At 63.3% G+C, this 3,206-nt stretch carries 4 protein-coding genes; all 4 read right to left on the bottom strand.

Annotation, left to right across the window (positions count from 1 at the left end):
- Positions 1 to 48: 48 nt before the first annotated feature.
- From AC1DU6_RS24760 to AC1DU6_RS24745, 4 genes are read right to left on the bottom strand one after another with little or no spacing between them, the layout of a single operon-like run.
- A complete protein-coding gene (locus AC1DU6_RS24760; RefSeq protein ID WP_457325321.1) occupies positions 49 to 573 on the bottom strand; it encodes a pilus assembly protein PilP in 525 nt (174 codons plus the stop codon).
- A complete protein-coding gene (locus tag AC1DU6_RS24755) occupies positions 570 to 1,259 on the bottom strand; it encodes a type IV pilus inner membrane component PilO (protein WP_457325320.1) in 690 nt (229 codons plus the stop codon). The genes AC1DU6_RS24760 and AC1DU6_RS24755 overlap by 4 nt, the downstream gene beginning before the upstream one ends.
- A gap of 6 nt (positions 1,260 to 1,265) precedes the next feature.
- The gene (locus AC1DU6_RS24750) at positions 1,266 to 1,868 is read right to left on the bottom strand and encodes a PilN domain-containing protein (protein ID WP_457325319.1); all 603 of its coding nucleotides are present in this window, start codon (positions 1,866 to 1,868) and stop codon (positions 1,266 to 1,268) included.
- A complete protein-coding gene (locus AC1DU6_RS24745; RefSeq protein WP_056203284.1) occupies positions 1,865 to 2,944 on the bottom strand; it encodes a pilus assembly protein PilM in 1,080 nt (359 codons plus the stop codon). The genes AC1DU6_RS24750 and AC1DU6_RS24745 overlap by 4 nt, the downstream gene beginning before the upstream one ends.
- Positions 2,945 to 3,206: the final 262 nt, after the last annotated feature.

Here is a 3,206-nt window from a genome sequence, read left to right as displayed (position 1 = left end):
CCACCAACCAGCCACGGCCCATCGACTTATTCTCCTGCGGTGTCTTGTTCATCGTCCCTTCTCCTGTAGCTGGAGGGTACTGGTGCGCTCGATCCACTCGCCCGCAGCGTCCTGGACGACTTCTCGCAACGTGATCTCGGTCTCGCTGATCTTGGTGATGCGGCCGAAGTTCTGGCCGAGGTAGTCCCCGGCCTTGACTTGATACAACAGGTTGTCGACGCGCAACAGCGCATAACGACGGTTGTCGCGCGTCAGGCTGCCCACCATGGCCATGCCGTCCAGCGGATAGGCCTCCAGCGGCTCCTTGCGACGGCTGATCTCGGCCGTCAGCAGGGAATTCGGCTGGGCGGCTTCCTGCTTGATCGCGACGCTGAGTTTCTGCGGGCTGTAGGGATCCACGCCGGCCGCTGACTCATACGGCTGGGGCAGGAATTTCTTGGGCGGCAGCAGCGGCGTGACGGTGGTCTTGGCTTCCTTGCGCTCCTGCTCCATCCATTGGCGCAGCTCATCCATGTCGCCGCCGCAACCAGCCAGCGGCAGCAGCACGGCGAGGGGCATCAGCAGGCGCTTCATTTCTTGCCTCCCGCCGTCTTGGTCGCGGCCTTCTTCTGCTCGGCGACTTCAGTGGCGTCCAGGTAGCGATAGGTGCGTGCCGTGGCTTCCATGCTGAGGGGGCCGTTCGCGTCGCGCGGGCCGCTGGGCGCCACGACCACGAGGTTGTGCAAGGTGACGATGCGCGACAGATTCGACACGTCGGCCGCAAAGGCGCCGATGTCGTGATAGCGGCCCGACACCTTGACCGCGATCGGCAGCTCGGCGTAATAGTCCTTGATCAGCACCTGGCCGGGCCGGAACAGCTCAAACTGCAGGCCGCGCCCGACGCCCGCGCTGCTGATATCGGACAGCAGGGAATCGATTTCCGCCTTGCCGGGCAACTGCTTTTCAAGCTGGGTCACGTATTCCTCGACCTGGCTCTTCTGCTTGCGCAACTCGGGCAGGTTGACGGCCTGGCCCAGCTTGTTGTGATAGTCCTGGCGCAGCTGCGGTTCGCGGTCTCGTTCTGCCTCCAGGCCCGCCTGTACGTCGGACAGCACGAAGACATAGCCGGCGATGGCAACGGCCAGCATCACGACCAGCGAGGCTGCGAGCTTGGGCAGCAGCGGCCACTGGCCGGGCTCCTTGGGATTGAGGCCCTGGAATTGGCTCGCGACATCGGCGAACCAGGCGTTCAGGTCGAACTTGGATGTGGAGGTGGCCATGGGCGATCAGCTCTTCTTCGGCGCTGCGGCACCCGGCGCAGCCTCGCGCGGCGGGGTCTTGATCGAGACCTTCATCGAGAAGTCCAGCAGGCGCCGCTGGTCACGCGTGTTGGTCGTGACATTGGCCAGCTTGACTTCGATGAGATCGGGCTTCTCCAGCCATTCCGAGCTGCGCGACACGTTGCGCAGGAATTCGGACACGCGCTCGTTCGTCTGGGCAATGCCGCTGATGGTGACGAGCTTGGCGTCCTGCTTGATGGCCGTCAGATAGATGCCTTCGGGCGCGAGCCGGGCCAGATCATTGAGCAGTTGCACCGGCGTGTTGCGATCGGTCTGCAGGTCCTCGACGGCACGCTGGCGTGCCTTCAGCGACTCGATTTCGGCCTTCAGATCGGCGATGTCCTTGATCTGGGCCTCCAGCCGCGCAATCTCGCTCTGGATGTACTGGTTGTGCGACTGCTGCTCCGCAGTCAGGAACTGCAGCATCAAGTAGGCCGCCACCACCAGGCCGCCGCCGACCAGGCCAGCAAAGCCCAGGCCGGCGAAGAAGGCAGCCTTGCGCCGCTTGCGCCGCTCTTCGCGATACGGCAGCAGGTTGATCAGGATCACTGGAAGAACCTCCGCATCGCGAGGCCGCAGGCGGTCAGATAGGACGGCGCCTCACGACGCAGCTTGGGCTCGCGCACGGCCGAGCCCATGGCCATGTTCTCGAAGGGATTGACCACCATGCAGGCGAAGCCCGTCAGGTCCGTCACTCGCTCCTTCAGACCGGGCAGAGTGGCCGTGCCGCCGGCCAGCATCACGTAGTGCACCTTGTGATGCGGCGTGCTGGTGAAGAAATACTGCAGCGCCCGACCGATTTCCTGAGACAGGCTGTCGACGAAGGGGTTGAGCACGCTGCTCTCGTAATCCTCGGGCAGTTCGTTGGCGAGCTTCTTCTGCTCGGCCTCTTCGAAGGAGAAACCGTACTGCCTTGAGATGAGCTGTGTCAGCTGGGATCCGCCAAAAGACTGGTCCCGGTCGTAGAGCAGCTCGTCGTCGCGCAGCACCTTGAGGCTGGTGGTGTCGGCGCCGATCTCGAACAGCGCCACGAGCGCGTCTTTGCCTTCGTTGGGCAAGGCGGCAATGAGGCGGCCCATGGCCATGCGCGAGGCGTGCGACTCGATGTCCAGCACCACGGGCCGCAGGCCGGCGGCCTCGGCCAGGCCCTGGCGGTCCTGCACGCGATCCTTGCGCGAGGCAGCGATCAACACCTCGACATCGCCCACCGACGTAGGGCTGGGGCCGATGACGCAGAAGTCCAGGCTGACCTCGTCCAGCGAGAACGGGATGTACTGGTTGGCCTCGGCCTCGACCTGCAATTCGAGTTCTTCCTCGCGCAAGCCGGCGGGCAACATGATCTTCTTGGTGATGACGGCCGACTGCGGCATGGCCAGGGCGGCGTCGCGGGTCCTGCTGCCGCTGCGCGCAACGACACGGCGGACCGCGTCGGCTACCTCGTCGAACTTCTCGATCTGGCCGTCAGCAATCCAGCCCTTCTCGAAGGGCTCGCTGGCAAAACGCTCGAGCACGAATTCACCGCTCTTGGTCTGGCTCAGCTCCACCAGCTTGACGCTGGATGAACTGATATCCAGGCCAATCAGGGGGGGGTGCTTGCGACCCAAAAGTGCGTCAAGTATTCCCATGCCCTTTGTTCCCGACACGCGAGTTACGTATCGGACTATTAATAAGTTACTTGAATGCTAGCAGCAAAGCCGTTGACGCCGAACGGAAATTCGGCGCGAGCTGGTAACGCCACGTTGCTAAACATACACGATTCAACCAACTTGCAAGCTACTGAAAAACACATGTGAAGCGGTCGTTTGGCACACGGTTTGATGCGTGCGCGGGTATACAAGGATGCCGAGGCGGCGCTTCCTATAATCCGCCGCCTCCTCCCAACGCGCC

It is taken from the genome of Roseateles sp. P5_B10, assembly GCF_056400485.1.
This window is presented reverse-complemented; position numbering and strand designations above follow the sequence as displayed.